Below are 697 nucleotides of genomic sequence, written 5' to 3'. Positions count from 1 at the left end.
AGCCATAAGCAATAAATACTTACTGGTCTCAAAACAAATCGTTGCCAAAATCGCGAAAGAGATAAACTATGATGTAGCATTTAACGCGATAAAATGAAGTGCAGGGAAATGGGTGCATGTAAGCCGCTAAATTTAAAGGCCGCGAGAGCGGTCCTTTTTATACAAAATTTTTACAAATAATCTTATAGAGATAACAGGGGTAAAAAAATAACTCATGTAATTATTCCTACTAACAAAGTTCTCGTATAGCATCAACAATAGAATCTGTACTCCACTTAACTATCCTATCGGCAGAGTTTTTAACTACCATAGAGGTTCTTTCTGCTGCCCAAGGTTGTACAGCAATTATTTTCTTGTTCATGCTTTTTGCCAACTCTATTTCAATATTAATCCATTTGCTATAAGTAGCATATACTCCAGCCAATATAATAATGCAACTTGCTGGCTGCATTTGCCTTTTTATTGCTTCTTTCAGTTCCCAATCACTACCCGCATTATGAATTGGGTTGTTTTTAGGAACTGAATAATTTTTATAATAAAAATATGGTTTTGCATTCAATAGCTTTACAAGATTATCATATGCTTCTCCATACGCCCAAGAGTAACTAATAAACAAATTGTACATAAATTTTTTCTTACGAATAGTTACATATTAAAATAATAATTAAAACAATATAAGATACTATAAATATTGACG

General features: G+C 32.0%; 1 protein-coding gene. It reads right to left on the bottom strand.

The window, feature by feature from the left end; genetic code table 11:
- Positions 1-229: 229 nt before the first annotated feature.
- Positions 230-625, bottom strand: coding sequence for a TIR domain-containing protein (locus tag FZ949_RS09230; RefSeq protein ID WP_103579947.1), 396 nt, complete (start codon positions 623-625; stop codon positions 230-232).
- Positions 626-697: the final 72 nt, after the last annotated feature.

Origin of the sequence: Campylobacter concisus (assembly GCF_902460545.1) — a bacterium.
In the GTDB taxonomy this organism is placed as follows: domain Bacteria; phylum Campylobacterota; class Campylobacteria; order Campylobacterales; family Campylobacteraceae; genus Campylobacter_A; species Campylobacter_A concisus_AE.
This window is presented reverse-complemented; position numbering and strand designations above follow the sequence as displayed.

Coding starts and splice junctions, on each gene's coding strand:
- FZ949_RS09230 (WP_103579947.1), bottom strand. CDS start 625: ATGTACAATTTGTTTATTAGTTACTCTTGGGCGTATGGAGAAGCATAT.